At 72.0% G+C, this 26,533-nt stretch carries 12 protein-coding genes and 15 pseudogenes; 7 read left to right on the top strand and 20 right to left on the bottom strand.

Annotation, left to right across the window (positions count from 1 at the left end):
* Position 1: 1 nt before the first annotated feature.
* The 14 genes and pseudogenes from DEJ15_RS09015 to DEJ15_RS08950 form a co-directional block, all read right to left on the bottom strand.
* Positions 2-682 (bottom strand): DivIVA domain-containing protein, encoded by a 681-nt coding sequence (locus tag DEJ15_RS09015; RefSeq protein ID WP_110825281.1) that lies wholly within the window; start codon positions 680-682, stop codon positions 2-4.
* Positions 683-872: 190 nt separating this feature from the next.
* A complete protein-coding gene (locus DEJ15_RS09010) occupies positions 873-1,055 on the bottom strand; it encodes a YggT family protein (RefSeq protein WP_349814680.1) in 183 nt (60 codons plus the stop codon).
* A 232-nt stretch (positions 1,056-1,287) separates the two neighbouring features.
* Positions 1,288-1,854 (bottom strand): cell division protein SepF, encoded by a 567-nt coding sequence (locus tag DEJ15_RS09005; protein ID WP_284174841.1) that lies wholly within the window; start codon positions 1,852-1,854, stop codon positions 1,288-1,290.
* A 69-nt stretch (positions 1,855-1,923) separates the two neighbouring features.
* Positions 1,924-2,649: a YggS family pyridoxal phosphate-dependent enzyme gene (locus DEJ15_RS09000; protein ID WP_110825278.1), complete on the bottom strand. Its 726-nt coding sequence runs from the start codon at positions 2,647-2,649 to the stop codon at positions 1,924-1,926.
* 28 nt (positions 2,650-2,677) lie between these two features.
* Positions 2,678-3,845 (bottom strand): annotated as a pseudogene (gene ftsZ / locus DEJ15_RS08995) (cell division protein FtsZ).
* A 52-nt stretch (positions 3,846-3,897) separates the two neighbouring features.
* Positions 3,898-5,355, bottom strand: coding sequence for a cell division protein FtsQ/DivIB (locus DEJ15_RS08990; RefSeq protein WP_284174840.1), 1,458 nt, complete (start codon positions 5,353-5,355; stop codon positions 3,898-3,900).
* A pseudogene (gene murC / locus DEJ15_RS08985) lies at positions 5,352-6,778 on the bottom strand (UDP-N-acetylmuramate--L-alanine ligase). Before murC ends, DEJ15_RS08990 begins: the two are co-directional and overlap by 4 nt.
* Positions 6,775-7,912 (bottom strand): annotated as a pseudogene (murG, locus tag DEJ15_RS08980) (undecaprenyldiphospho-muramoylpentapeptide beta-N-acetylglucosaminyltransferase). Before murG ends, murC begins: the two co-directional pseudogenes overlap by 4 nt.
* Positions 7,909-9,249, bottom strand: a complete 1,341-nt coding sequence (gene ftsW / locus DEJ15_RS08975) for a putative lipid II flippase FtsW (protein WP_110825273.1) — start codon at positions 9,247-9,249, stop codon at positions 7,909-7,911. Before ftsW ends, murG begins: the two are co-directional and overlap by 4 nt.
* A complete protein-coding gene (gene murD / locus DEJ15_RS08970; RefSeq protein WP_110825272.1) occupies positions 9,212-10,741 on the bottom strand; it encodes a UDP-N-acetylmuramoyl-L-alanine--D-glutamate ligase in 1,530 nt (509 codons plus the stop codon). The genes ftsW and murD overlap by 38 nt, the downstream gene beginning before the upstream one ends.
* Positions 10,738-11,842 (bottom strand): annotated as a pseudogene (gene mraY / locus DEJ15_RS08965) (phospho-N-acetylmuramoyl-pentapeptide-transferase). The gene murD and the pseudogene mraY overlap by 4 nt, the downstream one beginning before the upstream one ends.
* Positions 11,839-13,294: pseudogene (locus tag DEJ15_RS08960) on the bottom strand (UDP-N-acetylmuramoyl-tripeptide--D-alanyl-D-alanine ligase). The pseudogenes mraY and DEJ15_RS08960 overlap by 4 nt, the downstream one beginning before the upstream one ends.
* Positions 13,291-14,899, bottom strand: a pseudogene (locus DEJ15_RS08955) (Mur ligase family protein); the annotation flags it as partial. The pseudogenes DEJ15_RS08960 and DEJ15_RS08955, both read right to left, overlap by 4 nt.
* Before the next feature lie 214 nt (positions 14,900-15,113).
* Positions 15,114-16,001: pseudogene (locus DEJ15_RS08950) on the bottom strand (penicillin-binding transpeptidase domain-containing protein); the annotation flags it as partial.
* Between the two features lie 548 nt (positions 16,002-16,549).
* On the opposite strand from DEJ15_RS08950, the gene DEJ15_RS08945 reads away from it, so the two are divergent.
* Positions 16,550-16,690, top strand: a complete 141-nt coding sequence (locus DEJ15_RS08945; RefSeq protein ID WP_284174838.1) for a hypothetical protein — start codon at positions 16,550-16,552, stop codon at positions 16,688-16,690.
* Between the two features lie 107 nt (positions 16,691-16,797).
* Here DEJ15_RS08945 and ftsL read toward each other — a convergent pair.
* The 4 genes and pseudogenes from ftsL to DEJ15_RS08925 all read right to left on the bottom strand — a co-directional run.
* Positions 16,798-17,313 (bottom strand): annotated as a pseudogene (gene ftsL, locus DEJ15_RS08940) (cell division protein FtsL); the annotation flags it as partial.
* 145 nt (positions 17,314-17,458) lie between these two features.
* Positions 17,459-18,378 (bottom strand): annotated as a pseudogene (rsmH, locus tag DEJ15_RS08935) (16S rRNA (cytosine(1402)-N(4))-methyltransferase RsmH).
* 142 nt (positions 18,379-18,520) lie between these two features.
* Positions 18,521-18,953, bottom strand: a pseudogene (gene mraZ, locus DEJ15_RS08930) (division/cell wall cluster transcriptional repressor MraZ).
* Positions 18,954-19,249: 296 nt separating this feature from the next.
* Positions 19,250-19,651 (bottom strand): SCO2097 family morphological protein, encoded by a 402-nt coding sequence (locus tag DEJ15_RS08925; protein WP_110825265.1) that lies wholly within the window; start codon positions 19,649-19,651, stop codon positions 19,250-19,252.
* Between the two features lie 84 nt (positions 19,652-19,735).
* On the opposite strand from DEJ15_RS08925, the pseudogene DEJ15_RS08920 reads away from it, so the two are divergent.
* Positions 19,736-20,855 (top strand): annotated as a pseudogene (locus DEJ15_RS08920) (polyprenyl synthetase family protein).
* 83 nt (positions 20,856-20,938) lie between these two features.
* Here DEJ15_RS08920 and DEJ15_RS08915 read toward each other — a convergent pair.
* Positions 20,939-21,217 carry an Rv2175c family DNA-binding protein gene (locus DEJ15_RS08915; RefSeq protein WP_349814677.1) on the bottom strand — a complete coding sequence of 93 codons (279 nt, stop codon included), beginning with the start codon at positions 21,215-21,217 and terminating at the stop codon, positions 20,939-20,941.
* A 372-nt stretch (positions 21,218-21,589) separates the two neighbouring features.
* Between DEJ15_RS08915 and DEJ15_RS08910 the strand changes: the two are divergent.
* The 5 genes and pseudogenes from DEJ15_RS08910 (at position 21,590) to DEJ15_RS19480 (ending at position 25,149) form a co-directional block, all read left to right on the top strand.
* Positions 21,590-22,785 (top strand): annotated as a pseudogene (locus tag DEJ15_RS08910) (LysM peptidoglycan-binding domain-containing protein).
* Positions 22,786-22,889: 104 nt separating this feature from the next.
* Positions 22,890-23,399 (top strand): annotated as a pseudogene (locus DEJ15_RS19490) (protein kinase domain-containing protein); the annotation flags it as partial.
* Between the two features lie 19 nt (positions 23,400-23,418).
* On the top strand, positions 23,419-23,697 hold the full coding sequence (locus tag DEJ15_RS19485) for a protein kinase domain-containing protein (RefSeq protein WP_502866086.1): 279 nt from the start codon (positions 23,419-23,421) through the stop codon (positions 23,695-23,697).
* Positions 23,694-24,242, top strand: a pseudogene (locus DEJ15_RS08900) (hypothetical protein); the annotation flags it as partial. The gene DEJ15_RS19485 and the pseudogene DEJ15_RS08900, both read left to right, overlap by 4 nt.
* 70 nt (positions 24,243-24,312) lie before the next feature.
* Positions 24,313-25,149, top strand: coding sequence for a PASTA domain-containing protein (locus DEJ15_RS19480; protein ID WP_284174835.1), 837 nt, complete (start codon positions 24,313-24,315; stop codon positions 25,147-25,149).
* Here DEJ15_RS19480 and DEJ15_RS08890 read toward each other — a convergent pair.
* A pseudogene (locus DEJ15_RS08890) lies at positions 25,073-26,418 on the bottom strand (class II 3-deoxy-7-phosphoheptulonate synthase). The gene DEJ15_RS19480 and the pseudogene DEJ15_RS08890 overlap by 77 nt on opposite strands.
* Between the last annotated feature and the right edge of the window lie 115 nt (positions 26,419-26,533).

Here is a 26,533-nt window from a genome sequence, read left to right as displayed (position 1 = left end):
GTCAGTTGCCGAAGCCCTGCGCCGAGGCCGGGGCCGGCGCGAAGCCGGACTGCTCGGTGCTGGCCGACGAGTCGAGCTCGGCGAGCTGGCCCTGGATGTAGCTCTTGAGCTGCGCACGGTAGTCGCGCTCGAACGTGCGGAGCTCGTCGATCTTGCCCTCGAGCTGCGTGCGCTCCTGGTCGAGGACCGCGACACGCTGACGGTTCTGGTTCTCGGTCTCGGCGATGATCTGGCGCTGCTTCGCTTCGGCCTCGGAGACGAGGCGGGCGGCCTGCGCCTGGCCCTCGGCGATGAGGGCGTCACGCTTCTCGACACCTTCACGCACGTGCTCCTCGTGCAGACGACGAGCGAGCGTCAGGAGGTTCGTGGTGCCCTCGGTGTCCTCGTCCGGGTTGACCGTGGTGCTCGGTGCGGCGGCGGCGACCGGGGCGGGCTCCGGAGCAGCGGCGACCGGGGCCGGCTCGGGCGTCGGTGCCGGCGCGGGCTCGTCGTCCTTGGCGAGCGACGGCGCGGAGCCGGCGGACTCGAGGCGCTGGCGCAGCTCCTCGTTCTCCTGGTTCAGGCGACGCAGCTCGGCCACGATCTCGTCGAGGAAGTCGTCGACCTCGTCCTGGTCGTAGCCCTCGCGGAACTTGGTCGGCTGGAACCGCTTGTTGACTACGTCTTCCGGCGTCAAAGCCATTGCCGTCACCTCAATAGAACTGCTGAACGTGTGGAACCGGGGCCCTGCTGGCCGTCCGTGCTGAACCTACCAGCGGGACTCCCGGTGCGGATGTCCCGCCGGGGCGGGGCATCGATCCCGACCACCGTACACCGAGGGCGGGGCCGAACCGCGCCGGATCGCCGCGTGGCGCGTGTCGGACCGATCGGGATCAGACGAATCGGTAGGCCAGGGACTGGACCACGACGCGCAGGATGATGACGACGAGCATCACGATCGTCCACCCGAAGTCGAGCATCACCGGACCGAGTCGGAGCGGCGGCAGCACGCGGCGGACGGCCTTGATCGGCGGATCGGTCACCGTGTAGACGAACTCCGCGATGACGAGCAGCACGCGCTGCGGCCGCCAGCCGCGGTTGAACGACTGGACCAGGTCGAGGATGAAACGCCCCCCACATGATGAAGAAGTAGAGCGTCAGGACCAGGGAGAGGATCGTGAAGATGAACACGTTTCGGCTCGCTCGTCTCGTGTGACCGGTACCGGGACGGGCCGGTCACGGGGCGGGTGGGCCTGGGTGCCGCGCGATGTCCCGGGACCCGTCGGACCCCGGTACCGCACGGGCGGCTCAGGACTGGGCGAAGAAGTTCGCCTCGATGTCGGACTCTACCTCAGCCGGCTCGCCGCTCACTGCGATGTGCGCGGGCGACAGCAGGAAGACCTTGTTCGTGACGCGCTCGATCTTGCCGTAGAGACCGAGCGACAGGCCGCTCGCGAAGTCGATCATGCGACGGGCGTCCGTCTCGGTCATCTGCGAGAGGTTGATGATCACGGGGATGCCGTCGCGGAAGCTCTCGGCGATGGACTGGGCGTCCTTGTACTCGCGCGGGTGGACGGTGAGGATCTCGTTCATTTCCTGGACCGGGGTCGCCTTCTGTGCGGTCGTGTGCGAGCGGCGGAGCGGGGTGACCTGCGCGCCGCGCTGGGAGGTGTGCGTGGGCTTCACGGCGACGGCGGCCGGAGCCGACGCGGCCGGGGCTGCGGCCGTCGCGACCGCGGGGGGCAGCGGCAGCGGCAGCGGGGGGCGTCCTGCTGCGCCGCGGGGGGTGGAGGACGGCTGGCGCGCCTGCGTCGGCGCAGCCTGCTGCTCGTCCTCGTACTCGAGTTCCTCGTCGGCGAGGCCGAGGTAGACCATCGTCTTCTTCAGGGGGGTTGGCCATGGTTCCTCCGGGAAGTCCGTGCTCGTTGGTGCCCTGTGTCGAGGCTAGGGCGCGTCCGGCCGTTTCCCGGTGATTGCGGTCCCGATCCGCAGGTGTGTCGCGCCCTCGGCGATCGCCTCGGCGTGGTCGCCGCTCATGCCGGCCGAGATGTCGGTCGCGGTGGGCTCGATCGCGCGGACCCGCTCGGAGACCGCCCGGAGCCGGGCGAACGCGGCGCGGGGCTCCTCGTCGAGCGGGGCGACCGCCATCACGCCGCGCAGCCGCAGGGTCCCCGTCGCCAGGACCCGTTCCGCCAGGGCGTCGACGTCCTCGGGTGCGACACCGCCGCGTCCGGGATCGTCGGTCAGGTTCACCTGGACGAAACCGTCGAGCACGCGGGGGTCCGGTTCGGCGTCCGTCGGCGCGAAGGCGTCGACGACGCTCGCCCGGTCGAGCGACTGCACGACGTCGGCGTACCGTCGCGCCTGCCGGGCCTTCTTCGACTGCAGCTGTCCGACGAAGTGCCAGGTCAGGCCGAGGTCGGCGAGCTCGGCCGCCTTCGCCTGGGCCTCCTGGTGCCGGTTCTCCCCCACGTCGGTGACGCCGAGCGCGGCGAGCTCGCGGACCAGGGACGCCGGGTGGTACTTCGTGACGACGACGAGCGTCAGCTCGTCGACCGAGCGCCCGGCGGTCCGGGCCGCCTCGGCGATGCTGCCGCGGACGGACGCGAGCCGAGCCTCCAGTCCGGCGTGGGACGGGAGGCTCGGCTCGCTCTGGTGCCCAGCGGTCACGATGCGCTCGTGCTCACGCGGGGCCGACTCACTTCAGGAAGTCGGGGACGTCGAGTTCGTCGTCGTCGTCGAAGGCCGGGTCGGCGGCGCGCTGCGCCGGCGGCTCGTGCTCCTGCGACGCCCAGGACGGGGTCGTGTGGCCGGAGTCCTCGATGCGGTTGGACGAACCGGTGGCGACGGGCACGGTGGCACCGGCGTCCGGGTCGACGTAGCTCGAGCGGCGCTCCTGGTGCTGCTGCTGCGACGGCTCGCCGCCGTCGAAGCCGGCGGCGATGACGGTCACGCGGACCTCGTCGCCGAGGGTGTCGTCGATGACCGCACCGAAGATGATGTTCGCCTCGGGGTGGACGGCCTCCTGCACCAGGCGGGCGGCGTCGTTGATCTCGAAGATGCCGAGGTTCGAGCCACCCTGGATCGAGAGCAGCACACCGTGTGCGCCGTCGATCGAGGCCTCGAGCAGCGGCGACGCGACGGCGAGCTCGGCCGCCTTGATCGCCCGGTCCGCCCCGCGGGACGACCCGATGCCCATCAGGGCCGAGCCGGCACCCTGCATGACGCTCTTGACGTCCGCGAAGTCGAGGTTGATGAGACCCGGGGTCGTGATGAGGTCCGTGATGCCCTGGACACCGGCGAGGAGCACCTGGTCGGCCGTGGCGAACGCCTCGACCATGGAGATGCCGCGGTCGGAGATCTCGAGCAGACGGTCGTTCGGCACGACGATGAGCGTGTCGACCTCGTCCTTGAGGCTCGCGACGCCGTTCTCGGCCTGGGACTGGCGACGCTTGCCCTCGAAGCCGAACGGCTTCGTGACGACACCGATGGTGAGGGCGCCGATGGACTTCGCGATGCGGGCGACGACGGGGGGCGCCACCGGTCCCGGTGCCACCACCCTCACCGGCGGTGACGAAGACCATGTCCGCACCGGCGAGGGCTTCCTCGATCTCCTCGGCGTGGTCCTCGGCGGCACGTCGGCCCACCTCGGGGTCGGCGCCGGCGCCGAGACCGCGGGTGATCTCGCGACCCACGTCGAGCTTGACGTCGGCGTCGCTCAGGAGCAGGGCCTGCGCGTCGGTGTTGATGGCGATGAACTCGACGCCGCGGAGGCCGAGTTCGATCATGCGGTTGACGGCGTTGACACCGCCGCCGCCGACGCCGACCACCTTGATGACGGCGAGGTAGTTGTGGTTCGTGGTCACGTCTGTCCGGCCTCCGGTCAAAACCCTCAACCTGTGCTTGAAGTTCAGAGTTCTAGCTGCTACGAATGGTGCTGGTCCCGACGCTACGGGTGCCGTCCGCTCGGTGACGACCCGCCACGCCGCGTGTCGTCGATGCCGCCCGGCAATTGTCCGCCGCCGTCAGGACCGCGGTCGGATGATCCCGTTGTCGGGAGCCGACACGTCGAACTCGACCTCGGTGTCCGGCGACCGCTGCGCGTGGTCCGCCACGAGTGCCGCGAGCAGGTCGGCCTTCGCCGCGGACTCGTCCGGGCTCCCCCCACACCACGCTGGACCCGTCCCGCATGCTCAGGGTGACGTCGTCCGACGTCGAGGCGGCGATGCCCGAGACCTGCTTCCGGACGTCCGTCGGCATCGCCAGGACGACCTCCGTCATCGTCCGGAACACCGTCGAGCCGAGCTTCGCCCGACCGATGTCCGCCAGTGGCATGTCGTCCGGCCGCTTCGTCGACGACTGCACGACGATCCCGGCGGGGTCGACGAGGTCGAAGCCCTTCCCGGACTGCACCGCGACGACCGGGGTCCGCTCGGTGACCGTGACCACGAGGGTGTGCGGTGGTTCCTCCTCGGTCACGTAGCGCTCGATGAGCGGGAAGCCGGCGATCCGCTCCTGCACCTCGTCCAGGTCGATCCGGGCCAGGGGTGTGCCGATCTGCCCGGACAGCGCGGCCCGGACCTCGGCGGCGTCGACGCGGTCGGTGCCCTTCACCTCGATGGTCCGGAGGGCCATGAGCGGCGAGTACACGGCGACGAGCACGGACGCGACGAGGACGACGACGACACCGCCCGCCGCGAGCCACGCTGCACGTCGGTGTCGGCTCCGCCGCGTGAAGCGCCGGACCTCGGCCCGCTCGAGCAGCCGACGGCGCTTGCGGGCGACGCGGGCCTCTCGTGCGGTCTCCGCCGCACGGACGCGCGCGCCGATCGGGGTCGTCGAGGGGACGTGCGGCGCGACGTCCGGCGCGCCGGGGCCGTCGTGTCCGAGGTGACGGTCGTCGTCGGTCCCGCCGAGCGCGGCCGACCTGCCGGCCCGGTCCGTGCCGCTGTCCGGGGTCGTGCCGCTGTCCGGGGTCGTGCCGCTGTCCGGGGTCGTGCCGGCGGACGGGGCCCGGTCGGCGTCCGTCGCCACCCGGACGCGCGGACGGGAGGCCCGACCCGGTCGGGTGGTGCCCGTGTCGACCGGCCCGGTCGACCGCTCGTCCTCGGTGAGGTCCACCTCCGGCAGGTCCGGCAGGCCGGTCACGCGTCCGGCGGTGCCGTCCGCGTCGCGACCCACACCACGTTCGGCGCGCTCGTCCGCAGCCGGCGTGCGGGACGCGCGTCGGGCCTCCCGGGCGCCGTCCAACGCGGCTCGGAGACCCGCTGTCCGGGACGGACGCCGGGCTTCCCACGCGCCGTCGGCAGGAGCGGCGGACCCGGCGTGGCGGTCGTCGAGCCCGGCGTGCTCGTCGAAGCCCTCGGGTCGCTTCACCGGCCCGCGGCCCCGGGTCCGGTCTGCAGTGCGGTGAGCACCTGCGGGATGATGCGGTAGACGTCCCCGCAGCTCAGGGTCATCACGATGTCGCCGTCCCGTGCCACGGCGGCGGCCCGTGCCGACGCCTCGGCCCAGTCCGGCAGGTAGTCCACACGGCTCTGGTCCGCGAAGCGCTCCTGCACCAGGGCGCCCGTGACACCGGGCTCCGGGTCCTCGCGGGCGCCGTACACGTCGAGGACGACGGTGTGGTCGGCGAGCTCCTCGTACACGCTGGCGAACTCCCCGGCCATCATCCGGGTGCGCGAGTACAGGTGCGGCTGGTGGATCGCGATGATCCGACCGTCGCCGACGACGTCACGCGCGGCCCGGAGCGCCGCGGCGACCTCGGTCGGGTGGTGCGCGTAGTCGTCGTACACGGACACGCCGCGCTCGACGCCGTGCAGCTCGAAGCGACGCTCGGTGCCACCGAACGCCTCGATGCCGCGCACCGCGTCCGCCGGGTCGACGCCGAGGCCGACGAGCACGGCGAACGCGCCGACCGCGTTCACCGCGTTGTGGCGACCAGGGACCCGGAGTGCCAGGTGGTACGAGGCGCCGCCCCAGCGGAGGTCCACACCGACACCGGCACCCTCGTCGACGCGCTCGATCCGGACGTCGGCGTCCTCGGCCTCCCCCGAAGGTGACGATCTCGGGGGGCGTCCTCGCGCTCCCGGAGGCCCGCCGTGACCCGCACCGCTCCGGCGTCGTCGCTCGACACGACGACCCGCTCCCGCGCCTTCGCCGCGAACTCGACGAACGCGTCGATGAAGGCCTGCTCGCTGCCGTAGTGGTCCAGGTGGTCGGGGTCGACGTTCGTGATGAGCGCGACGGCGACGTCGTAGAGCAGGAAGGAGCCGTCGGACTCGTCCGCCTCGACGACGAACAGGTCGCTGCTGCCCGGCGCCGAACTCGTGCCGAGGGACTGGATCACACCGCCGTTCACGAAGCTCGGGTCGAGCCCGAGTTCGACGAGCGCCGTCACGACCATGCCCGTCGAGGTCGTCTTGCCGTGCGCGCCGGCGACCGCCACGAGGCGGTGCGAGGAGATCAGGGCGGCGAGGGCCTGCGAGCGGTGCAGGACCGGGAGCCCGCGGCGCTTCGCCTCGAGCAGTTCCGGGTTGTCCGGCCACAGCGCGCTCGTGACGACCACGGTGTCGGCGTCGCCCAGGTTGGCGGCGTCGTGCCCGATCCGGACGTCCGCGCCGAGTTCGCGCATCCGGCCCGTCGTCGCGGTCTCGCGGGAGTCGCTCCCCGAGACCCGGTGGCCCGCGGCCAGGAACATCCGGGCGATGCCGCTCATGCCGGACCCGCCGATGCCGACGAAGTGCACCTTGCCGAGGTCGTCCGGGATCGGCTGGGTGAGGTCCGGCTTGATGGTCATGGTTCCTCCGTGGTGCTGGTGGTGCTGGTGCCGGTCGGTCGGCCGGTGCTGCTCCCGCGACGTCCGGCCGCGGCGGCGAGCACGAGTCCCGTCATGCGGTCCGCGCCGTCGCGGTGTCCGACGCTGCCGGCGCGGACGGCCATGTCGGCGATGCCGGCACGGTCCTCCAGGACGGTCAGGAGCTGCAACGTCACCCAGTCGGGCGTGAATTCCGCGTCGTCGACCAGCAGCGCTCCCCCCGGCGGCGACGACGTCCCGCGCGTTGTGCCGCTGCTCGCCGTTGCCGACCGGGTATGGCACGAGCACACTCGGCAGGCCGACCGCCGTCAGCTCGCAGACCATGCCGGCACCGGAGCGCGAGACCACGAAGTCGGCCGCGGCGTACGCCAGGTCCATCCGGTCGCAGTACGGCAGCACGTGGTAGCCGTCCAGGTCGCTCGGCCCGATGTCGGACGCCGCGCCCACCACGTGCAGGATCTGCCAGCCCGCGCCGAGGATCGTCGCCGCGGCCCGATGCACCGTGCGGTTGATGCTCCGGGCACCCGAGGACCCGCCGGTGACGAGCAGCACGGGGCGGTCCGGGTCGAGTCCGAACTCCGCGAACCCGGCGGCACGCTCGGCACGACGGTCCAGACGCTCGATCTCGCGGCGCAGGGGCATGCCGACGACCTGCGAGTGCGGCAGCCGGGTGTTCGAGAACGTCACGCCGACGTGCGTGGTCAGCACCGCCGCCATCCGGTTCGCGAGCCCGGGCTTGGCGTTCTGCTCGTGCACGACGACGGGCGTCCCGGTGCGCTTCGCCGCCACGTACGCCGGGGCGGCCGCGTACCCGCCGACGCCGAGGACGACGGCGATCTCGCGCTCGCGGATGATGCGCTCGGTGCGGCGGACGGCGGACCAGAACGCGCCCGGGAACCGGAGTGCGGCGGCGTTCGGCTTCCGCGGGAAGGGCAGCCGCGGGATCGTGACGAGCTCGTACCCGCGCATCGGCACGAGCCGGGACTCCAGGCCCTCGGCGGTGCCGAGCACCAGGACCTCGTCCTCCGGCGACCGCTGGGTCAGCCGGTCGGCCACCGCGAGCAGCGGGTTGACGTGGCCGGCGGTCCCGCCGCCGGCGAAGAGGAAGCGGCTCACCGCAGGGCTCCGTTCTGCGTCCCGGGTGCCGGGACGGTGGTGCGTCCGGGCGCACCGCTCCGACCGGGACCGCCCGACCCGGTGCGGGCCGGCAGGTCACGGGCGAAGGACAGCACGACACCGATCGCGACGAGGGTCATGATGAGGGCCGATCCACCGGCCGAGATGAGCGGGAGCGGGACGCCGAGCACCGGGAGCAGCCCCAGGACGACGGCGATGTTGACGAGCGCCTGCCCGATCACCCACGCCAGCACACCACCGGTGACGGTCCGCACGAACGGGTCCGGCGAGAGCCGGATGACCCGGATCATGCCGATCGCGAGCACCACGAACAGCGCGAGGACGACGACGGCGCCGATCAGGCCGAGCTCCTCGCCGACGATCGCGAAGATGTAGTCGTTGTCCGCCTCGGGCAGCCACGACCACTTCAGCTTCGAGTTGCCGAGTCCCACGCCGAACACCCCGCCGGACGCCAGCGCCCACATGCCGTGCACGGGCTGCCAGCACAGGTCCTGGGCCTGGTTCGAGTCGGTGCAGCCGGACAGCCACGCACTGATGCGCGTCTGGCGTGAGCTCGAGGCCATCGTGACGACCGGCAGCATCACCGCGATCGCGACGACGCCGACCGCGAGGTGTCGCAGCCGCACCCCACCGACGAAGAGACTGCCGAAGACCAGGATCATCATGATCATCGCGGTCCCCTGGTCCCCGCCGAGGAGCACCAGGCCGATGGACACCGCGGTCGCGAGCCCGACCGGGATGAAGACCTCGCGCCAGTCGTGCAGCTTCTCGCGCTTCCGGAAGAGCACGGCGCCGATGCCGAGCACGAGCGCGAGCTTGAGGAGTTCGGACGGCTGCGCGGTGAACGCACCGAGGCCGATCCAGTTCCGGTTGCCCTGGATGTCGATGCCCATCGGGGTGAACACGAGGAGCTGCAGGACGAGCCCGGCACCGAGGATGCGCATCGCCCACCGCCGCCAGAACTCGCCGGGGAACCGGCTCACGACGAGCATGAGCGGGACGCCGATGAGCGCGTACAGGCCCTGCTTCGCGAAGGCGCCGAAGAAGCCGTGCTTGTAGCGGTACTCCTCGACGCTCGACGACGACAGCACCATCACCACGCCGAAGACGACGAGGAAGAGCGTGACGCCGAGGATCGTGTAGAACGTCGTGGACTCGGCCACGAACACGTTCTTCACCGCGACGACGGCCCCGTTCGACCGGCGACGCGCACCGTCCACCCCGGCACCCACGCGCGCGGAGGCGGCCGCGCCCGCCGCGCCGGCGCGTGCTCGGGCGCTACGGCCGTTCGTCGGAAGATCCGTCGGTGTCGCCATCGGCGTCGCCTCCCAGGTGCTCGTGGACCGCAGCCGCGAAACGCTCGCCCCGGTCTGCGTAGGAACCGAACTGGTCGAACGACGCCGCCGCCGGGGCGAGGAGGACCGTGTCGCCCGGTCGCGCGACCGAAGCGGCATGCCGGACCGCCTCGGGCATGACCTGCTCAGTGTCCGTCGCTTCCACCTGCAGCACCGGGACCGTGGGCGCGTGTCGTGCGAATGCCTCGAGCACCGGAGCCCGGTCGGTCCCGATGACGACGACGGCGCGCACCCCGGGGCCGAACCGCTCGACGAGCCCGTCGATGTCCACGCCCTTGAACAGGCCGCCCACGATCCACACGACCGGGTCGAAGGCGGACAGGGACGCCGTCGCCGCGTGCGGGTTCGTCGCCTTCGAGTCGTCGACCCAGGCGATGCCGTCCGCGGTCGCGACCGACTCGGTGCGGTGGTGGTCGGCGCGGAAGGCCTGCACGGCGGCACGGACGGCACTCGGCTGCACGGCCGCGGCACGCGCCAGGGCGGCCGCCGCGAGCACGTTCGCGGTCATGTGCGGGCTGTCCAGGCCGGCGAGCTCCAGGTCCGCGACGGTCGCGAGCTCGAGCGCGCTGTTGCGGCGGTCCTCGGTGAAGGCGCGGTCGCAGAGCACGTCGTCCACGACGCCGACGTCCCCGGGCGCGGGGACGCCGAGCGAGAACCCGACGGCGCGGCACCCCTCGACCACGTCGGCCTCCTCGACCATGTGCCGGGTGACCTCGTCCGCCGTGTTGTACACGCACGCCATCACGGTGCGCTCGTAGACCTTGGCCTTCGCGGCACGGTATGCCTCCGCCGACCCGTGCCACTCCAGGTGGTCGTCGGCGATGTTCAGGCACGCCGACGCGAGCGGGACCACGGCGCCGGGCCCGGTGGTCGGCATGTAGTGGAGCTGGTGGCTGGAGAGCTCGACGACGAGCACGTCGAAGCCCTCCGGGTCCCGCACGACGTCGAGCACCGGCACCCCGATGTTCCCGCAGGCGACGGCACGGAGTCCTCCGGCGGCGTACATCGCCGTCGCGAGCTGCGTCGTCGTGGTCTTGCCGTTCGTGCCGGTGATCGTCACCCAGGGCGCGGCGACCGGCCCCTTCACGACCTTGTCGCGCACGCGCCAGGCGAGCTCGATGTCGCCCCACACGGTGCTGTTCGCCACAGCCCAGGCGACGGTGGGGTTGTGCGGCGGGAGCCCGGGCGACACGACGACCAGGTCCGGGGCGTGCTCGACGAGCGCCGCGGGCACGGTGTCGAGCGGCGTCTGCACGAACCGCGCCCCGATGACGTCGAGCAGCTCGACGCTGTCGGCGGGAGCGTCGGTCGAGTAGACGACGACCTCGCTGCCGAGCTCCGCGAGCGTGTCGGCGACCGAGAACCCCGTCGAGCCGAGGCCGAGCACCGCCACCCGCAGGCCCTTCCAGCCTCCGGCGTACCAGCTGTCGAGACCGTTCAGGCGTTCGCTCATTGGACTCGTGCGATCCATTCCAGGTAGAACAGTCCGACCCCGGCCGCGACGCAGAGCCCCGCGATGATCCAGAACCGGACGACGACGGTCACCTCGGCCCAGCCCTTGAGCTCGAAGTGGTGGTGCAGGGGGCTCATCCGGAAGATGCGCTTGCCGTGCGTGATCTTGAAGTACGCGCGCTGCAGGATGACGGACCCGGTGACGATGAAGAACAGGCCGCCGATGAGGATGAGCAGGAGCTCGGTGCGGCTGAGGATCGCGAGCCCGGCGAGGGCACCGCCGAGGCCGAGCGACCCGGTGTCACCGAGGAAGATCTGCGCCGGCGAGGTGTTGTACCAGAGGAAGCCGATGAGGCCGCCGCAGACCGCCGCCGCGACGACGGCGAGGTCGAGCGGGTCCGTCACGGTGTAGCAGGCGTGCCGGGTGCTCTCGTCGATCCGGGCACCGCCGCAGATCTGGTTCGACTGCCAGAAGCCGATGATGACGTACGAGCCGATGGCGAGGATGCTCGACCCGGTCGCGAGCCCGTCGAGTCCGTCCGCGACGTTGACGCCGTTCGAGGTCGAGACCGTGAGCAACACGATCCAGGCCAGGAACAGGACGGTCCCGATGACCGTGCCGAGCGCCATGAAGTCGAGCCACGGGACGTCGCGGATCGCGGAGATCATCGTCGACGCCGGCGGCTTCCCGTTGCCGGTCGGGACCACCAGGGCGATCGTCGCGAAGACGACCCCGACGATGACCTGGCCGAGGACCTTGGCCCAGCCGCCGAGCCCCAGGCTGCGCTGTCGGCGCACCTTGAGGAAGTCGTCGACGAAGCCGACCACGCCGAGCCCCACCATGAGGAACAGCACGAGCAGCCCGGACAGCGTCACCGGGTCGCGCCCGGCGAGGTGCCCGACGAAGTACCCGATCACGGCGCCCAGGATGAGGACGATGCCGCCCATGGTCGCGGTGCCGCGCTTGGTGTGGTGCGACTGCGGACCGTCGTCACGGATGAACTGCCCCCCACCCGAGCCGGTGGAACAGCTTGATGAACAGCGGCGTGAGCAGCAGTGTGAACACCAGCGACACGGCGCCGGCGACGAGGAGCGCGATCATTCGGGGACACCTCCGAGGCGGTCGCCGACGAACCGCAGCCCGGCCGACTTCGAGGACTTGACCAGGACGACGTCACCCGGACGCACGATCTCCTGGAGGGCACGGACGGCGTCGTCGACGTCCTTGATGAACACGGACTCGCCGTCCCACGACCCCTCGAGGGTGGCGGCCTGGTGCAGGGCCATCGCGCCGCGGCCGACGACCACGAGCTGTCCGATGCCGAGCCGCACCACGAGACGACCGATCCGGTCGTGCTCCTCGACGGAGTACTCGCCGAGTTCGGCCATCTCGCCGAGGACGGCGACGGTGCGCTCCCCCCGGACGGGCGACCTGCGCGAGCGTGCGGAGCGCAGCCGCCGTGGAGTCGGGCGACGCGTTGTAGGCGTCGTTGATCACGGTGACGCCGTCCGGCCCCTGCAGGAGCTCCATGCGCCACCGCTCGGCGCGCGTCATCGACGCGAGCGCGGCGGCGCCCTCGGCCAGCGGCACGCCCCACAGGTGCGCGACGGACAGCGCCGCGGCGGCGTTCATGGCGTGGTGCTCGCCGAGGATGGCGAGACGGACGTCGACCGTCTCGGGTGCCTCGGACGGGCCTCCCGGCAGGGCGTCCGCCGACTCGACGGGAGGCGCGGTGAGCGTGAACCGGGTGCCGTCGCGGTCCGTCGTGACACCACCGATGCGGTAGTCGGCACCGGCGGAGGTGCCGAAGCCGACGACGCGGGCGGCGGTGCGCCCGCGCATCCGCGCGACGCGGTCGTCGTCGACGTTGAGGAGGGCCGTGGCCGTGGCCGGCAGGTCGGTGACCATCTCCGACTTGGCGCGTTCGGTCGCCTCGATCCCGCCGAACTCGCCGGCGTGCGCGAGGCCGACCTTGAGGACGACACCGACGTCCGGCTCCGCGATGCGGACGAGCTTCGCGATGTGGCCGATGCCGCTCGCGCCCATCTCGACCACGAGGAACCGGGTGTCGGCGGTGACCCGGAGCATCGAGACCGGTGCGCCGACGTGGTTGTTGAACGAGCCCTCGGGCGCGACCGTCTCGCCGACGCGGGACAGGATCGTGCGGAGCATGTTCTTCGTGCTCGTCTTGCCGTTCGAGCCCGTGATGCCGACGACGCGCAGGGCACCGGCGGCACGGACGCGGGCGACGACCTCGTGGGCGAGGGCCGCCAGGGCGGCGTAGCCGTCGGCGACGACGATCTGCGCGGTCGGGGCGTCGTCCGGCAGGTCGACGGCGCGTTCGGTGACGACGAGCGCTGCGCCGGCGTCGGCGGCGGCCGGGACGAAGCGGTGCCCGTCGGTCTCCTCGCCGAGCAGGGCGAAGAAGACGCTGCCGGACGCGACCAGACGCGAGTCCGTCTCGACGGAACCGGTGACGGTCGTGTCGGCGGCACCGCGGACGAGCTCGCCGTCGACCGCTGCGGCGATCTCGGCGAGGGTCAGCGCGATCATCGAGCGTCCTCCGTCGGGCCGGCGTTCGGTTCCCAACCGGCTTCGCGGAGCGCGGCGCGGGCCTCGTCACGGGCCGAGTACGGCGTGCGGACACCCTGGATGTCGCGGTAGTCCTGGTGCCCGGGGCCGGCCCAGAGGATCGAGTCGCCCTCGCCGACGAGCGCGACCGCAGCACGGATCGCCGCCTCGGGCGGGCTGACCTCGTGGATCTCGTGGTCCGGGTAGGCGGCACGGGCGGCGTCGACCAGGGTCTTCCGGATCGACGCGGCGTCCTCGAAGCGCGGGTGGTGGTCGGTGACGACGAGGACGTCGGAGCCCTCCGCCGCGACGCGGGCCATGTCGGCGCGCTTCGTGGTGTCGCGGTCCCCGTCGGCGCCGAAGAGCATGACGACCTTGCCGGGGGTGAACTGCCGGACCGCCGCCAGGGTGTTGAGGAACGCGTCCGGGCTGTGCCCGAAGTCGACGTAGACGCTCGGACCGGTGTCGCCCGAGACGCGCTCGGTCCGGCCGGGCAGGTAGCACTCGATGGCGCTCACCACGGTGCCGTCGGTCTCGTCCGGGTAGCGGCGGTGGTTCGTCTCGAGCGCCTGAGCGATCGCACCGAGCTCGAACCCGCCCTCCACGAGCATGACGATCGCCAGTGCGGCGTTCGCGGCCATGTGCCAGCCGATGAGCGGCACGCGCGTGGTGAGCTCGCGGCCCTCCGGTCCGGTCAGGCGGAACTCGGTGTAGGCCGCGTGCGCCTCGACGATGTCGACGTGCCACTCGGCCTCGACGTCCGGGTGCACCGTGATGGTCGTCACGGGGATGCGGGAGTCCTGCACGACCCGGTGGCCCCAGTCGGTGTCGAGTGAGACGACACCGCGGCGGCCGTGCTCCGGCTGGAACAGCGGCAGCTTCGCCTGGAAGTACTCCTCCATGTCGGCGTAGTCGTCGAGGTGGTCGTGGCTGAGGTTCGTGAAGGCGACGACGTCGAACACGATGCCGTCGACCCGGTGCCGGCTGAGGGCCTGGGCACTGACCTCGACGGCCACCGCGCGCACCTCGCTCTCCCGCATCCGGGCGAGGAGGGCGTGCATCTCGCTGGCCTCCGGCGTGGTGAGCCGGCTCGTCACGCTGAGCGACCCGATGTGGCGCTCGGCGGTGGAGCTCAGCCCGGTGACCAGACCGAGCTGCTTGAGGACGCCTTCGAGGATGTACGACGTGCTCGTCTTGCCGTTCGTCCCGGTGACGGCGAAGAGCTGCGGCAACTCGGCCTCGTCGGGGTTCGTGCGGTAGACCCACGCCGACACGTCACCGAGCGCGGCCCGGGGGGTCCTCGACCTCGAGCACCGGCAGCCCGGAGGCCTCGGCGATCGCGACACCGGCGGCGTCGGTGAGCACGGCGACGGCCCCGCGCTCGGCGGCGTCCGTGGCGAACTCGGCACCGTGGCGGTTCGCCCCGTGCACGCCGACGAACAGGTCACCGGGCTGCACCTCGGCGGCGCTCAGGGTGACACCGGTCGTCTCGACGCCGTCGAGCGATCCGACGACGCGGAGCCCGAAGGCGTTCGCGAGTTCGGCGACCGGCCGCGGGGTCGGGTGTTCGGGCCGGAGGACCGGGGGGGATCCGTGCTGACAAGTGCTCCTTCTTCCTCACCACGTGGACAGTGCGGCTACCAGGTGGACGGGTAGGTCCGCGCCTCTGTCGTGGAGGGGGGCGACTCGGTACTTCTCGAGCACCTGGGACATGAGTGTGCGGAACGCCGGAGCCGCTCCGCTCGACCACTTGGTGGTCTGCGGCTTCGTGAACGTCACCGTGACAACATACTGGGGGGTCCTCGGCGGGTGCCATTCCGGCCACCGAGATCACACGCTCCGCGCCGTAGCCCTTCGCGCCGTCCGCGACCTCGGCCGTGCCGGTCTTCGCGGCGATGTTGTAGCCGGAGATCGGCTTCATGCCGACGAGTGTGCCGCCGGTGACGACGCTCTGCAGCATGTCGACCGTCTGCGACGCCGCCTGCTCGGAGACGACCCGCTTCTCCTGCACGTCGGGCGCGTCGATCGTCCTGCCGTCCGCGGTCTCGCAGCCCTTCACCATGTGGAGCGGGATCCGGACGCCGTCGTTGGCGAGGGTCTGGTAGACGCTCGACACCTGCATGGCGGTCGTGACGATGCCCTGTCCGAACATGGAGTTGATGTCGGTCTGCTGGTCCCACTGCGGGCTCGCGCCGTAGTCCATCGTCGGCTGGCCCGGGTAGTCGATGGCGGGCTCGGGCTCGAAGAGGCCGAAGTCGCGCATGACGTCGTACCGCTGCTGGGTCGACAGCTTCGCGCCGAGGTCGGTGATCCCGACGTTCGAGGAGTCGCGGAGGATGCCGGTGAGCGTCAGGTTCTCGGTCGGGTGGAACTCGGAGTCGTGGATGGTGCCGCCCCACGGGAACGTCCTGGAGTACGGCACCACGGCCTGCGTCGTCGGGGTCGCGAGCCCCTTGTCGATGAGCGCGGCGGCGATCGCGGCCTTGATCGTGGAGCCGGGCTCGTAGGCCGCGGTGAGGGCGCGCGAGCCGTACGCACCGGGGTCGGTCGTCGCGTCGACGTCGTTCGGGTCGACCGTCGGGTAGTCCGCGACGGCGAGCACCTCGCCCGTCTTCGCGTTGACGACGGTGGCGGTCGCCGACTCCGCCTTGAGCTGCTGTGCGGCGTCGGCGATGTCCTGTGACGCCATGTACTGCAGGTCGCTGTCGATGGTGGTGACGAGCGTGCCGCCGTCCTTGGCCCGCTTCTTCGTCACGGTGCTGCCCGGGAGCTGCACCCCGTCCTCGCCGCGCTCGTACGTCTCGGAGCCGTTCGTGCCGGCGAGGCACTTCTGGTACGCGAGCTCGAGGCCGGCCTGGGCGCCGTCCGTCCCCATGAAGCCGGTGATGTTGCCCGTCGCCGCGGCGGTCGGGTACGTCCGCGAAGCCTGCTGCTCCTTGTAGACCCAGGGGATGCCGAGCGCGGTGACCGCCTCGTAGTGCTTCACGTCGATGCCCTTGACCAGGTAGGCGAAGTCCGACTTCGGGTCGGCCGCGATGGCCGCCTGCATCTCGGCGACGTCGCCGCCCGACGCCTGCGCGACGGCGGCGAGTGCCTGCTCGACGGTGACGTCCTTGACGCGGCTGCCGCCGAGCTTCCCCCTCGAACCCCTTGACCAACCGGGGCGAGGTCGTGATGTTGTACCGGACGACGCTCTCGGCGAGTGCGGTGCCGTCACGGTCGACGATCGAGCCCCGCGTGCCGTACAGGGTCACGGGGATGCTGCGCTTCGACTCGGCGGCCTTCGTGAGTTCCGCGGCCTGCACGACCTGGATGTCGACGAGGCGGACCACGAACACCGCCACGAGCGCGATGACGGCGAGCATCACGACGCTGTAGCGGAGGCGGCGGGAGCGGAGGGTCTTCGTCACGAGCGGCCTTTCCGGGATGGAGCTGCGCCCCGGGTCACCGGGTCGTGGGTGCCTGGAGCTGGTTCGGGTCGGACTCTACGGAGGACCCCGCGGAACCCTCGTCCGACGCGCTGGCCGCGCCGGTGTTCCCAGCGTCGGCGGCCGGTGCCGGAGCGGCGGCGGCCGGAGCGGCAGGGGCCTGGCTGCTGGCCGCCGGTGCCGTGTCCGAGGCGCCGGTCTCCTTGCTCGTGGCGGTGTCCCCGGCCTGGGCTGCGAGGGGGGGACGTCACCGAGCAGGGCGTTCGGGACCTGGTTCGCGGTGTTCCCCGTCGCTTCCTCCGGGGTCGCGGGCTTCGGCGTGCCGTACACCGTCCCCGTCTTCGGGTCGAGGTAGACCGGCGTCGAGTTCGCGATCATCCCGAGGGCCTGCGCGTTCCGGGCCAGGTTCTGTGGCGACTCGAGCACCTTGAGGTCCTCGGACAGGGACGCCTGGGTCCGCGTCAGCCCGGTCTGCTCGCTCTTCAGGGAGCTGAGCGTGTAGGCGCCCTGGCTGAGCGCCATGCTGATCCCGAGCTGCGCGAGGAGCAGGACGCCGAGCGCCGCGATGGCCACCACGGCGTAGGCCACCCGGGGGCGGGCACGCCGCTGCGCCTTCGTCGGGGTGACCTCGACGAGTTCCGGGCGGCGGTCGCGGTCCGGGCGCGGGGCACGCGACGGGGCGACGACAGGGTCGACGAGTGCGAGGTTCGTGCTCATGTCACTTCCGGATCCGCTCGGCCGCGCGCAGGCGCACGGGGGTGGCTCGGGGGGTTGGCGGCGCGTTCCGCCTCGTCGGCCTGTTCCGCGCCCTTGACGACGAGGGTGAAGGTCGGCGCGTGCTCGGGGAGCTCCACCGGCAGGTCGGCCGGTGCGTTCGAGGTCGTGCGCTCGACGAGGGCCCGCTTCACGATGCGGTCCTCGAGGGACTGGTAGGACTCGACGACCAGGCGGCCGCCGACCCGGATGCGGTCGAGCGCGGCGGGGATCGCGCGCTCGAGGACGCTCAGTTCGGTGTTGACCTCGATCCGCAGCGCCTGGAAGACGCGCTTGGCCGGGTGCCCCTGGCGCTGGATCGCGACGGGGGTGGCGTCGTGGAGCACCTGCACGAGGTCGCCGGACATCGTGAAGGGCGTGGTCGCCCGGCGTTCGACGATCGCCTTGGCGTAGCGGCCGGCGAGCTTCTCCTCGCCGTAGCGCTGGAAGATCCGCCGGAGTTCGCGCTCGTCGTACTCGGCGAGGACCTCGGCCGCGGTGATGCCCTGCGTCCGGTCCATCCGCATGTCGAGCGGCGCGTCCTGGCTGTAGGCGAAGCCGCGCTCGGCCCGGTCGAGCTGGAGTGACGAGACGCCGAGGTCGAACAGGACCCCGTCGACCTCCGCGATGCCGAGCCCGTCGAGGGCGGCCGGGAGTTCGTCGTACACGGTGTGCACCAGGTGCACACGGTCGCCGAAACGAGCCAACCGCTCCCCCCGCGATGCCGAGTGCGTCGGTGTCGCGGTCGAGGCCGACCAGGGTCAGGTCGGGGAACCGCTCGAGGAGGCCCGCCGAGTGTCCGCCCATGCCGAGCGTCGCGTCGACGACGACCTTGCCCGGACCCTCGAGGGTCGGGGTGAAGAGGTCGACGATGCGCTCGAGCATGACGGGGGGTGTGCGGGAACCGTTCGGGTGTGCTCATCTGCGCCCCTGCCCTCCTGGGCCGCGGGTCCGGATCCCCATCCATGCGACCTGACACCGGGGAAGGTGTGTCAGGGCTTCACGGCTGGGAGTCCCGATCCACGGATCAGAAGATGCCCGGGATCACCTCCTCGTCGTTCTCGGCGAAGGCCTCTTCGGCCTCGGCGTAGTAGGCCTCCCATGCGCTGGTCGACCAGATCTCGGCACGGTCACCGCTGCCGATGACCGTCAGGTCCCGCTCGAGCCCCGCGTACTCGCGGAGGTTCTGCGGGATCGTGACGCGGTTCTGCTTGTCGGGCTGCTCCGCGCTCGCTCCGGAGAGGAACAGGCGCATGTAGTCACGAGTGCGCTTCGACGTCATCGGTGCCTGGCGGATCCGTTCGTGGAGTTCCTCGAAGGTCCTGGCACTGAAGACGACCACGCACCGCTCCTGGCCGCGGGTCATGACGAGTCCCCCCGGACAGTTCGTCCCGGAACTTGGCGGGGAGGATCACGCGACCCTTCTCGTCGAGCTTCGGGGCATGGGTACCGAGCAGCACGTCGGGGCCTCCCCCTCAGCTCCACTCGTCGTCGTCATCCCCCCACGGTACTCCACTTCCCTCCACTCCGCTGTGCACACGCCCCACTGAGATGCCCCGGCACCCCTACTGGAGGTCTCCCGCGTGCGCCGACCACGCCCGCGCCCCCCCGGATCTGCGCGGATCGTGGCGTGACGGCCGCCGGTGGAGCGGAGTGGAGGGGGAATCCCCGGGAAAAGGGTGCCGAGACCGCTCGGAGGGCACAGAAAAACGGGGCCGGCCTCGGAAGGCCGACCCCGTGGAGGGATGTGGAGGAGCTAGTCCTGCTGGTTGCGCTTGTCCCAGCGCTCGTTCATCCGGTCGATGAAGGAGCCGCCGGATGAACCCCGTGCGGGACGGGCCCCACCGCGGGCTCCTGGTCCGGACGACGCGGTCCGGGTCGGGCGAGCGGTCGGGGTACGACCACCGGGGCGCAGGGCGAAGAGGACCCCGCCGAGCATGACGACGAAGCCCAGCACGCCGATCAGGGGCTGCTTGATGACCAGGCCCAGCACGATCACCCCGACGCCGACGAGGCCGATCAGGACGCCGATCGTGATCGCGGTGTACGTCGGACGGCCCTGGCGGCGACTGACGCGCGCCACGAAGTCGGAGTCGTTCTGGTAGAGGCTCCGCTCCATCTCTTCGAGGAGTCGTTGCTCTTGCTCCGAGAGCGGCATCTTGGTTCCCTCTTGTTCCTGGGATCGACGCGGTGGAAGGGGTGGATCGATCTTACGACCGGGCCACCCACTAAGGTAAGGACCGTGGCTGAGAGTACGCGATTAGTGGACCTCGTCTCGGCGCGGATCGATCGGGCTCTCGACGAGCAGCGCGACCGCCTCGCGGCGATCAGTCCGGACCTGCTCCCCTTCGACAGGTTCGCGCGTGACCTGCTCGGCGGCGGCAAGCGCTTCCGCGCCCTGTTCTGCTACTGGGGCTGGCAGTCCGTCGCCGGACGCTCCGGCTCGTTCGACCCGCTGTCCGAGGGCTCCCGCCAGACGACCGCCGAGGCCGTCGTCACCGCCGCCGCCGCGCTCGAGGTCTTCCACGCCGCGGCCCTCGTGCACGACGACATCATGGACCGGTCGGACACCCGTCGCGGTCGTCCCGCCGCCCACCGCCGGTACGAGTCGCTCCACGCCGAGTCCGGCTGGGTCGGAGACCGCGCGCTCTACGGCACGAACGCGGCCCTGCTGCTCGGGGACCTGCTGCTCTCGCTGAGCGACGCCGTGTTCGACGAGGCCCTCGCCCTCCTCGACCCCGTCCGGGCGCGCATCGTGCGGCAGGAGTTCCACGCGATGCGGCTCGAGGTCACCGCCGGGCAGTACCTCGACATCCACGAGGAGACCGCCTGGCCGACCGTGGACGACGCCGAACAGCTCGTCCGCGCGCAGCGGGTGATCGTCTTCAAGTCCGCCAAGTACTCGGTGGAGGCACCGCTGCTCATCGGAGCGCTCATCGCCGGCGCGAGTGCGAACCAGCTCGACGGCCTGCGGTCCTTCGGTCTCCCCCCTCGGCGTGGCCTACCAGCTGCGCGACGACATGCTCGGGGTCTTCGGTGACCCCGAGGTGACCGGCAAGCCCGCCGGCGACGACCTCCGCGAGGGCAAGCGCACCGTCCTCGTCGCCACCGCCCGCAAGGCCCTGCCGGTCGGTGCACGGCAGCTGCTCGACGAGCTCCTCGGTGACCCGGACCTCGACGACGACCAGGTGCAGATGCTCCGCGCGACGCTCACCGAGTCGGGTGCGGTCAGCGCGGTCGAACGCTCGATCGACCGGCACGTCCAGCGTGCCAAGGCCGCCCTCGACGCCGCACCGCTCACCCCTTCGGCGCGCGACCAGCTCGCGGCCCTCGCCGACACCGTCAGCAACCGCTCCGCCTGACCGGGCGCGCGCGGCACCGCAGACGGACGGGAGGCCCGGGTACCAGCTGGTACCCGGGCCTCCCGTCCGTCGGGCGGTCGCGTCTAGAGCAGTGCCTGGGCCGCGCGGCGCACTTCCGCCTTGCGGTTGGCGCGCAGGGCGGCGACGGGCGTCGTCCCCATCGCGTCGTCGTGCGTCAGCATCCACCGCACGGCCTCGTCGTCGGTGAGCCCGTTGTCGCCGAGGACGATGAGGGTGCCGCGCAACGCGGGCAGCGGCTCGGTGCCGTCGAGGAACTCGACGGGGACGCGGAGCACGCCGTCGACGCGGGCGGGGAGCAGCGTGCGCTCCTCGAACAGACGGTGGACACGGCCGGGGCTCACCCCCCAGCAGGTCGACCAGGTCGGGCACGGTCAACCAGCGTTCGGACAGGGCGTCGTCTCCGGGAAGGGCACTCACGGGGACCATCGTGCCAGAGCCGGGCGGGCTCGCGCAGCACACCACGGCGGTGAACAGCGTCGTGTCGGGCGGCCGATTCCCCGCTGAGTCACAGCAGTCACACCCGCATCACCCGACTCTCTGGTTGACTTGGGACCACCGGCGTGTCAGCGTGTGGTCACCTGTGCGTGACGTGCGCGCACGGCCGCCAGAGCCACCCCGTGCCGACGACGTGCGGAGACAGGAGAACGACCGTGGACAGGGACACGACCGCAGACGAGGCAGCGCGCCGCATCCGCTCCGCCCGCTTCGCCACCATGCCGATCGTCCTGGCCGGCACGATCGCCGTGACCGCCGGGCTGACCGGACCGATCGCGCACGCCGAGCAGCGCCACGACGACGACACCGGGAAGCGTCACGTCGACGCGGACCGGGACGTCCACGTGGACCGGGACCTCGGGTCACGCCCGGTGTTCGCCACGGCCGTGGCGCGCCCCGCGACGCCGGTCGCCACCACCGTCGCCGCGACGCGCACCGCCGCGCCGACGACGTACACGGTGCAGCAGGGCGACACCGTCTCCGGCATCGCGGCCCGGTACGGCCTCTCCGCGCAGGAGATCCTCGTCCGCAACGGCCTCGGCTGGAACACGATCATCCACGCCGGGCAGACGCTCCGCCTCGCATCGACCCCGGTCGGCGCCGCGCAGTCCACGGCGTCCGGCACCGCGAGCTACCACGTCAAGCAGGGCGACACCGTCTCGGGGATCGCCGCCAAGGTCGGCGTCTCGACCGCCGCGCTCCTCACCGCGAACGAGCTGTCCCAGCGCAGCGTCATCTACCCGGGCCAGACCCTCCGCGTCCCCGCCGGCACCGCGAGCGCGACGAAGACCGCGACCACCGCCGGGCCCGTGGCACCGTCCGCCGGCCCGACCACGTCGTCGGCCGTCGTCCGCGGCGGCTCGGTCACGATCGGTGACGGCGACACCATCGCATCGGTCGCGACGACCCACGGCGTGTCCGTCGCGTCCCTGCTCGCCGCGAACGGTCTGACCTACACGAGCACGATCTACGCCGGCGGCACCCTGGTCCTCCCGACGAGCGGGGCGTCCCTGTCCAGCGAACAGCGCGCGAACGCGGCGACCATCGTCCGCGTCGGCCGGTCGCTCGGGGTGCCCGACCGCGGGCTCGTCATCGCGCTGGCGACGGCGATGCAGGAGTCGAGCCTCCGCAACCTCGCGCACGGCGACCGCGACTCGGTCGGGCTGTTCCAGCAGCGGCCGAGCCAGGGCTGGGGGGACGCCCGCGCAGCTCCAGGACACCGTGTACGCCTCGGAGCTGTTCTTCGGCGGCTCGCGGAACCCCAACCCGGGTGTCACCCGGGGGGCTCCTCGACGTCCCCGGCTGGTCGTCGATGAGCGTCACCGAGGCCGCCCAGGCCGTCCAGCTGTCCGCGTACCCGAAGGCCTACGCCCAGTGGGAGCAGTCGGCGGCCGCCTGGCTCCGCTCGCTCTGAGCCGGTCGTCCCCGGCCTGACTCCGATCCCCGGGTCATCCCTCCGGTCGAGATCGTGTAACGACCGGTGCGCCGGTGTGCTCGTCCGGTGCACCGCTTCGTAGAATGCCGCAGATGACCACGAACGCCGCCACGGACCCGATGATCGGTCGCATGATCGATCAGCGGTACCGCGTCCGCTCCCGCATCGCGCGGGGCGGCATGGCGACCGTGTACCTCGCCACCGACGTCCGCCTCGAGCGCCGCGTCGCCGTCAAGATCATGCACGGCCACCTCGCGGACGACCAGGCGTTCCGGGAGCGGTTCATCCAGGAGGCCCGTTCGGCCGCCCGCCTCTCCCACCCCAACCTCGTCGGCGTCTACGACCAGGGTGCCGAGGACGACTGCGTCTACATCGTCATGGAGTACATCCCGGGCATCACGCTCCGCGACCTCCTGCAGGAGCACCGCGCCCTCACGCCGGAGCAGGCGACCGACATCCTCCGGGCCGTCCTCGCCGGGCTGGCGTCCGCGCACCGCGCCGGGATCGTGCACCGCGACCTGAAGCCCGAGAACGTGCTGCTCGCCGACGACGGCCGGATCAAGCTCGGCGACTTCGGGCTCGCCCGGGCCACCACCGCGAACACGGCCACGGGTGCGGCCCTGCTCGGGACCATCGCGTACCTCTCCCCCCGAACTCGTCACCCGTGGCGCCGCGGACTCGCGGAGCGACATCTACGCGCTCGGCATCATGCTCTACGAGATGCTCACCGGCGAGCAGCCCTACAAGGGCGAGCAGCCGATGCAGATCGCCTACCAGCACGCCAACGGCACCGTCCCGGCGCCGAGCGCCGCGCTGCCCGGCGTCCCGGCGGAGCTCGACGACCTCGTCGCCTGGGCCACCGCACGGGACCCCCCGCGACCGACCCCGTGACGCCCGCGAGATGCTCGACCACATGGCCGGCGGGCAGCAGCGTGCCACCGGCCAGTACCGGACGGCCGTCCTCCGCCCCGAGAACGCGACCGCGATCCTCCCGTCGGGTGGCAGCGCCGGCGCAGCGACCTCCGGCGACGACGTCGAGGACGCGAGCGAACACGACACCACGGTGCTCGACCGCCGCGGGACGCAGGAGACCCCGCCGCGTCGGCCCGGCGGCCGATCGGCGCCCGGGCCGCGACGGACCGGCGCCGTCACCGCCGCGCTCTCCCCCCGCCGGGCAGCGGCTCGCGGACAAGTCGGTCAAGCGGCGGAAGCGCGGGTGGATCGCCCTCGTGGTCGTGGTCGTCCTCGCGCTCGTCGGCGCGGGCATCGCCGCGTGGTACGGCCCCGGCCCCGGCGGCAACGTCCGGATCCCCGCCGTCGCCGGCAAGACCGTCCAGCAGGTGCGCCAGAGCCTCGAGTCGACCGGCCTGCGTGCCGCGGCCGCGACGACCAGCCGTCCCGACCTGTCCGTCGAGGCCGGCCTGGTCACCGCGACCCAGCCGCCCACGGACCGCGAGGTCCGGAAGGGCACGGCGGTCCGCATCGTCGTCTCGAGCGGCCCCCCGCATGATCGCCCTCCCGGCGATCGTCGGTCAGTCCGTCTCCACCGCGCAGGCCGCCCTCGACGACGACTTCCGGCTGCAGGACCCGCGGTACGAGTTCTCCGCCGACGTGCCCGCCGACGCCGTGATCGCCGCGACCGGCCGGGACGGCTCCGGCGCCGTCGACCTGACCACGGTCGAGCACTACCCCGAACGCGGACCCGTGACCCTGACCGTCTCACTCGGAGCCGTCCCGGACGTCACCGGGAAGACCGTCGACGACGCCAGGGCCGCCCTCGCCGCCGTCGGCCTCGAACTCGGTGCCCAGACGCAGCAGTACAGCGAGGACGTCCCGACCGGCCAGGTCATGTCCGCGACGGTGACCGACGACCCGGCGGTGAAGGGCTCGGCCGTGGACGTCGTCGTCTCGCAGGGACCGGCGCCGATCGCCCTCCCCCGACGTCTCCGGCGACACCGTCGACGAGGCGCGCTCGACGCTCGAGGCGCTCGGCCTCGAGGTCACCTACCCCGACTGCACGAACATCCTCTGCGGGTTCTACGACTGGGAGAGCAAGCTCCCCGTGCGCTCGACCGACCCGGCGCCGGGCACCACCGTGCACAAGGGCGACACCGTCACCCTGGCCTACGACCAGTAGCCCTCGGACGACCGGACGGCCGGGCGAACGGGAGGCCGGACGGACGGGAGGCCCGTCACCGGTCCGGTGTCGGGCCTCCTGTCCGTCAGCGGGGTGCGTCGGGGCGACCGCCGCTGGTGGCGGCGTCGATCAGCGCGCGACGGACGGGTGCGCGCGGAGCTCCTCGGCCACCAGGAAGGCGAGCTCGAGCGACTGCATGTGGTTGAGGCGCGGGTCGCAGAGCGACTCGTACCGGGTGGCGAGGGTCGCCTCGTCGATGTGCTCCGAGCCACCCAGGCACTCGGTGACGTCGTCGCCCGTGAGCTCGACGTGCATGCCGCCCGGGTACGTGCCGACCGCGCGGTGCACCTCGAAGAACCCGAGGACCTCGTCCACGACGTCGTCGAACCGGCGGGTCTTGTACCCGTTCGGCGTGGTGAGCCCGTTGCCGTGCATCGGGTCGGTCACCCAGAGCGGGTTCGCGTCCATGCCCTTGGCCGCCTCGAGCAGCTTCGGGAGCTCGTCGCGGATCCGGCCGGCACCCATCCGGGTGATGAAGGTCAGGCGGCCCGGCTCGCGCTCCGGGTCGAGCTTCTCGATGAGGGCCCGCATGTCGTCGACGCTCGTCGTCGGCCCGAGCTTGACGCCGATCGGGTTCCGCACGCGGGACAGGAAGTCGACGTGCGCCCCGTCGAGGTCGCGAGTGCGCTCCCCGATCCAGATGAAGTGGCCGGACGTGTCGTACGCCTGACCCGACCGGGAGTCGATCCGGGTCATCGGGCGCTCGTAGTCCATGAGCAGGCCCTCGTGCGAGGCGTAGAACTCGACGTGCTTGAGCGCCTCGAAGTCGGCGCCGCACGCGGCCATGAACTGGATGGCACGGTCGATCTCGGCCGCCAGGTTCTCGTACCGGGCGTTCGCCGGGTTCGCCGCGAAGCCCTTGTTCCACGAGTGCACCTGGCGCAGGTCGGCGAACCCGCCCTGCGTGAAGGCGCGGACGAGGTTCAGGGTGGACGCCGCCGTGTGGTAGCCCTGCACGAGCCGACGCGGGTCGGCCTGGCGGGACTCCGGGGTGAAGTCGTACCCGTTCACGATGTCACCGCGGTAGGCCGGCAGGGTGACGTCCCCCCCCGGGTCTCGAGGTCGCTCGACCGGGGCTTCGCGAACTGCCCGGCCATGCGGCCCATCTTGATGACCGGGGTCGACGCACCGTAGGTGAGCACGACGGCCATCTGCAGGATGGTCTTCACGCGGTCGCGGATCGAGTCCGCGGTGGCGCCGGCGAAGGTCTCGGCGCAGTCACCGCCCTGCAGCAGGAACGCCCTGCCCTGGGCGGCGGCGGCCAGGCGGTCGCGCAGCTGGTCGACCTCGCCCGCGAAGACGAGCGGCGGCAGCGTGGCGATCTCCGCGGAGGCGGCCTCGGCAGCGGCGGGGTCCGGCCAGGTCGGCTGCTGCTTGATCGGGAGCGTGCGCCAGTGGTCGAGCCCCGCGATCACGTCAGGGTCCTGCAGGGTGAGGGAGTCGATCGACTCGGACAAGGCTGCACCTCGGTGTTCTGGTCGCACGCGGCCGTCGCCGGGACGGCGTCCCGACGGTTGCGGGACTGTCCGA

Origin of the sequence: Curtobacterium sp. MCJR17_043, from assembly GCF_003224315.2 — a bacterium.
GTDB lineage: Bacteria > Actinomycetota > Actinomycetes > Actinomycetales > Microbacteriaceae > Curtobacterium.
Note: the sequence above shows the minus strand (reverse complement) of the source record. Positions and strands in the feature narration are given on the sequence as shown.